Here is a 5569-nt window from a genome sequence, read left to right as displayed (position 1 = left end):
GGGGCCCGGTTCACGGCAATCTACGTGGAAACACCGGCCCACCACCGGCTTTCAAAGGAGAGCCAGGAGCAGCTGGCCCGTACCATGGAACTTGCACGCAAACTCGGGGCGGATACGGTCACGCTGTTTGGGTTCAACGTTGCCTCGACGGTCATCGATTATGCACGCCGGCACAATATCACCCGGATCGTTGTCGGCAAGACCCTGCGCCCCCGGTGGCAGGAGTACCTGTTCGGCTCCATCGTGGACCAGCTGATCCATGACAGCGGGACGATCGATGTGTACGTGATCAGCAGCGAGGAGCATTCCCCGCCGATCATCGGGGATATGGAACACCTGCTTCCGGTTGCCCCGCCCCAGGATTATCTCGTAGCAACAGCGCTTGTGGCAGCGGTTGTTGTTATCGGCTGGCTCATCAAGTCGTTCATATCCGCAACGAACCTGGCCATGCTCTTTTTGCTGGCCGTGGTCGTGATTGCGTTCCGCCGGGGCTTGAGGCCGGCTATATTTACCGCCATCATCGGCGTCCTTGCCTTTGACTTCTTCTTTGTCACGCCGTACCTGACGTTCCGGGTCTCCGACACCGAGTATCTCATCACGTTTGCCGGGATGATCATTGTGGGAGCGCTCGTGAGCCTGCTCGTGACACAGGCACGGGATCATGCCTATGCCGCCCAGAGCCGGGAGAAGGAGACGGGGACCCTGTATGCCCTGTCGCAGGATCTCGCTGTTGCGGCCGATTCCGGTTCGATGATTGCGGCAGTGACCCGCCATATCCGCGAGATCTTCCAGTGGGAGAGCATTGTCCTTTTGCCGGGGGGGGACGGACTTTTTGTCCCGCCCTCTCAATCCGGGATTGTCCTCAATGACGATGATATTGCGGTGGCGACGTGGGCGTTCCGGCACAGCGCTGTTGCCGGTTACGATACGGACACCCTGCACGGGTCGCGGCTCCGGTACATTCCCCTGAATGGAACCACGGGGGTTATCGGGATCCTGGGCGTGAAACCTGCCGATGCTGACGGGATTATCACTCACGAGCAGGAGCGGATCCTTACGGCGTTTGCAAGCCAGATGGCGCTGGCGCTCGGCCGGGTACAGCTGACAAAAGAGATCCGCTCATAATACCATTGCTGCGGCGGTTCACGGGTCCGGGACGCTGACCGGCGAAAACGACAACGGGGATTTTTACCGGATCGCGTTTCACCGCGTGGTTGTTGGTCCTTTTTTTGCAGGGTCGAAATCATGCCTTATGGCATGATCACTCCCTTCGTGCGATGCCCGCCCCCCGGGTGGACGAAGCATACGTGCGGTTCTTTCGGTATTCCATGAACAGAACTTCACTGCATACGTTCACAGCGAATGCGGCTTATCGCAAAGGAGGATGCCCGGGTGCGGGGGTAAAGCACCCGGGAGCGTGAGATATCGTTAGGGAAATTTTGCAGAACACCTTTTTGCGTTCCGGTTTCCTGCGCTCATGGTTCTGGCAGCGATCTGTACTACCAATATCAATTTACTGGCATGTACCGTCGATACTATACGAATTCTTCATGATGGCGGCTGTTACTGCGATCCGTTTGATGGAAGGAAGATTCCTACTAGTACATATAAATATTTGTAAAATCAACATTTCTGTGTAATACCAGGAGGCTACATGCGAACGAACATTCAGTTTGACGCGGGACGGGGCAGTACTGCTGCGCCTTCCTTGCCAGAGGGTTCATGCGCCGGAAGACGCGGGTCTTCGAACGCAGGATGCCCGGCACAGCATCGGGGATCGGATTCACCAGCTTACTTCCGGGCGGAATGACTTCGGACGCAACAATGACCGGAGCGTGCCGGTTGTTGCGTGACAACAGTCCCGAACCGGTCAATGGGTGGGTGTTCACCAGGGAATCCGGCATGGCGTGCCGGCCCGGTGATCCGCTGAAAGCGTGATTTTGGCACACCCTGGTGAATCTGCGAAAAAAAAGCCCGGAGCAGCGTTGTTCCGGATATTGACAAGGTGTGAATAGCGGAGGTATGTATCAATGAAACGACAGGTAGCAATTTACGGAAAAGGCGGTATCGGCAAATCGACCACAACCCAGAACACGGTTGCAGCGCTCGCGGAGGCGGGAAAGAAGATCATGGTGGTAGGGTGCGACCCGAAAGCGGACTCGACCCGGCTCCTGCTCCACGGGCTCTGCCAGAAGACCGTGCTCGACACCCTGAGGGACGAGGGCGATGACATCGAGCTCGATGCAATCCTCAAACCCGGCTTTGGCAACACGCGTTGTGTTGAGTCAGGCGGACCGGAGCCGGGCGTGGGCTGTGCCGGCCGTGGCATCATCACGTCCATCAACCTGCTGGAATCGCTCGGGGCCTATACTGATGACCTCGACTATGTCTTCTACGATGTGCTCGGCGATGTGGTCTGCGGGGGTTTCGCGATGCCGATCCGGGAAGGAAAGGCAGAGGAGATCTACATCGTCGCCTCCGGCGAACTGATGGCGCTCTATGCGGCCAACAATATTGCAAAAGGCATCAAGAAATATGCCGATAACGGAAAAGTGAGGCTCGGCGGCATCATCTGCAACAGCCGCAAGGTCGACAACGAACTTCCGCTCCTCAAGGCATTCGCGGAAGAACTCGGGAGCCAGCTGATCTACTTCGTGCCCCGGGATAATCTCGTGCAGCGGGCCGAGATCAACAAGAAGACGGTCATCGACTTCGACCCGACCTCCGGGCAGGCCGGCGAGTACCGGAACCTGGCAAAGGCGATCGACAACAACAAACTGTTCGTTGTCCCAAAACCGATGACGCAGGAACGCCTGGAAGAACTGATGATGCAGCACGGGTTCCTTGACGCAATGTAACGTGCGGAAAACCAGATGGCAAAAAAGGCGGAAGTGAAACGATGTTACTGATACGTGCAATTGTGCGGCCGGAGAAGAAAGACGAAGTGCTTGCCGAGCTCTCCTCTGCGGGATTCAATGCGGCAACCATGGTCGATGTCGTGGGACGCGGGAAGCAGAAAGGGATCAAGATCGGGGGAATGGTCTATGACGAGATCCCCAAGACCCTCATCATGATGGTGATCCCGGAGGAAGCCCGGGAAAAGGTCGTCAGGATGATCTTATCGGTTGCAAAGACCGGAACTGACGGGACGTTTGGCGATGGCAAGATCTTTGTCAGCCCGGTCGAAGAGGTCTATACCATCTCGAAAGGCACCCGGGGTTTGTGAGGAGGATCGCGATGAAAGAGATCATGGCGGTAGTCCGGATGAAGAAGACCGGCGCCACCAAAAAAGCCCTGGTAGCCGCAGGCGTTGCCGGGTTTACTGCGGTCAAGGTCATGGGACGGGGCAGGCTCGTCACCGACCCGCAGGAACTCGAGAAATGCCGGCAGAAACTCCTCGCCATGGGCATGGATGAGTTCAGCGATGCCGGTGAGACCGAAAAACTGGTCACCGGTTTCCTTGACGGTTCGCGGTTCTTCCCGCGGCGCCTGTTCATGATCCTGGCCCATGACGATGATGTGCCACGGATCGTGGAAGCGATCGCCGGAGCGAACCGGACGGAGTACGGGATCGGCGACGGGACCATCTTCATCATGGCAGTGCAGGATGCAGTCCGTGTCCGGACCGGGGAAGCAGGAGAAGCAGCAATCTGGTAACGGAGGTGAAACATGACAGGAACGGACGAACCCCTAGAGGAGATGCTCGCGCCTTACCCGGATCTGGTAAAGAAAAACCGGAAGAAGCATCTCATAGTAAAGAACGAATCAGCGGAATGCTGCCCACAGATCGAGGCGAACACGCGTACGATCCCCGGCATCATCTCACAGCGGGGCTGCGCGTATGCCGGGTGCAAAGGTGTGGTGGTTGCACCAATCAAGGACATGATCACCATCACCCACGGCCCGGTTGGCTGCGGGTATTACAGCTGGGGCACCCGGCGCAACAAGGCCCGGGCGGACGACACGACTCCAAAGGACAAGATCTACAGCCAGCTCTGCTTCATCACCGACATGCAGGAGCCGGATATCGTCTTTGGCGGGGAGAAGAAACTCGCAAAGATGATCGACGAAGTCGTAGCTGCGTTCCACCCGCGGGCCATCAACATCTGCGCCACCTGCCCGGTCGGTCTCATCGGCGACGACATCAACGCGGTGGCAAAAGCCGCACAGGAACGGCACGGTATCCAGGTGCTCGCCTTCAACTGCGAAGGCTACAAGGGGGTCAGCCAGTCGGCGGGCCACCATATCGCGAACAACAACCTCATGGAGAAAGTCATCGGTACCGGCACGGAACGGAAACCCGGCAGGCACGTCATCAACATCCTTGGCGAGTACAATATCGGTGGCGACGGCTGGGAGCTGGAGCGGATACTCAAGGAGTGCGGCTACACGGTCAACTGCATCCTGACCGGGGATTCCAGTTACCTGGACATCAAAAACCTCCACCTCGCGGACCTCAACCTCGTGCAGTGCCACCGGTCGATCAACTACATCGCCGAGATGATGGAGACGAAGTACGGCATTCCCTGGCTGAAGGTGAACTTCGTCGGGATCGGGGCCACGAACGAATCGCTGCGGAATCTCGCCCGGTGCTTCAATGACCCGGAACTTGCAGAAAAGACCGAGATCGTCATCGCCCGGGAGACCGCCCGCGTGACTGCGATCCTGGACCAGTACCGGAAGATCTGCCAGGGCAGGACCGCGTTTGCGTTCGTGGGCGGATCCCGCAGCCACCATTACCAGTACCTGCTCCGCGACCTGGGCATGGAAGTGGTTGTTGCCGGGTACGAGTTTGCCCACCGCGACGATTACGAGGGACGCCAGGTGATCCCGACCATCAAGAGCGATGCGGATTCAAAGAACATCCCCGAGCTCCACCTGGCACCGGACCCGGAGCGCTACCGCGAGGCCCACGAATACCTGGACCTGACAAAAGAGCAGTACGAGGCGCTCAAAAAGGAGGTCCCGCTCAGCTACTATGAAGGGATGTACCCGAACATGCAGCCGGGCGAGCTGATGATCGACGACGCCAATCACCATGAAGTAGAAGAACTCGTGGCAAAATACAAACCCGATCTCATCTTCTCCGGTGTCCGGGACAAGTACATTGCCCACAAACTCGGCGTTGCCTCAAAGCAGCTCCACTCGTACGACTATGCCGGCCCCTATGCCGGCTATGGCGGCGCGATCAACTTTGCCCGGGATGTGGCAAACGCCCTCTCGACCCCTGCCTGGAAGATGATCACTCCCCCCTGGGAGAAAGAGAACAACGAAGGAAGTGAATCCCATGCTTGAATGCTTACCGGAAGGACCGGTCGAGCACACGACCGGCAAGATCAACCCGGCAAAAACCTGCCAGCCGCTCGGGGCCATGTATGCCGCGCTCGGTATCCACGGGTGCCTGCCCCACAGCCACGGCTCGCAGGGCTGCTGTGCGTACCACCGCATGCACCTGACAAGGCATTTCCGGGACCCGGTGATGGCGTCGTCCAGCTCCTTTACCGAAGGCGCCTCGGTCTTTGGCGGGGCTGCCAACTTAAAGACCTCGATAAAAAACGTCTTTGCGATC

General features: G+C 58.1%; 7 protein-coding genes. All 7 read left to right on the top strand.

The window, feature by feature from the left end; all coding sequences use genetic code 11:
* Positions 1-1125 (top strand): DUF4118 domain-containing protein (locus LUQ43_RS13315; protein WP_299968564.1); only part of this gene is annotated, 1125 nt, incomplete at its 5' end.
* A gap of 597 nt (positions 1126-1722) precedes the next feature.
* Positions 1723-1938 (top strand): hypothetical protein, encoded by a 216-nt coding sequence (locus LUQ43_RS13310; protein WP_299968562.1) that lies wholly within the window; start codon positions 1723-1725, stop codon positions 1936-1938.
* 92 nt (positions 1939-2030) lie between these two features.
* Positions 2031-2858, top strand: coding sequence for a nitrogenase iron protein (gene nifH, locus LUQ43_RS13305; RefSeq protein WP_299968560.1), 828 nt, complete (start codon positions 2031-2033; stop codon positions 2856-2858).
* A gap of 41 nt (positions 2859-2899) precedes the next feature.
* Positions 2900-3226 carry a P-II family nitrogen regulator gene (locus tag LUQ43_RS13300; RefSeq protein ID WP_299968559.1) on the top strand — a complete coding sequence of 109 codons (327 nt, stop codon included), beginning with the start codon at positions 2900-2902 and terminating at the stop codon, positions 3224-3226.
* Positions 3227-3237: 11 nt separating this feature from the next.
* Positions 3238-3657, top strand: a complete 420-nt coding sequence (locus LUQ43_RS13295; RefSeq protein ID WP_299968558.1) for a P-II family nitrogen regulator — start codon at positions 3238-3240, stop codon at positions 3655-3657.
* A 12-nt stretch (positions 3658-3669) separates the two neighbouring features.
* A complete protein-coding gene (gene nifD, locus LUQ43_RS13290) occupies positions 3670-5295 on the top strand; it encodes a nitrogenase molybdenum-iron protein alpha chain (protein WP_299968556.1) in 1626 nt (541 codons plus the stop codon).
* On the top strand, positions 5288-5569 hold a 282-nt coding region (locus tag LUQ43_RS13285), incomplete at its 3' end, for a nitrogenase component 1 (RefSeq protein WP_299968554.1). The genes nifD and LUQ43_RS13285, both read left to right, overlap by 8 nt.

Origin of the sequence: Methanoregula sp. (assembly GCF_028679125.1) — an archaeon.
GTDB lineage: Archaea > Halobacteriota > Methanomicrobia > Methanomicrobiales > Methanospirillaceae > Methanoregula.
Note: the sequence above shows the minus strand (reverse complement) of the source record. Positions and strands in the feature narration are given on the sequence as shown.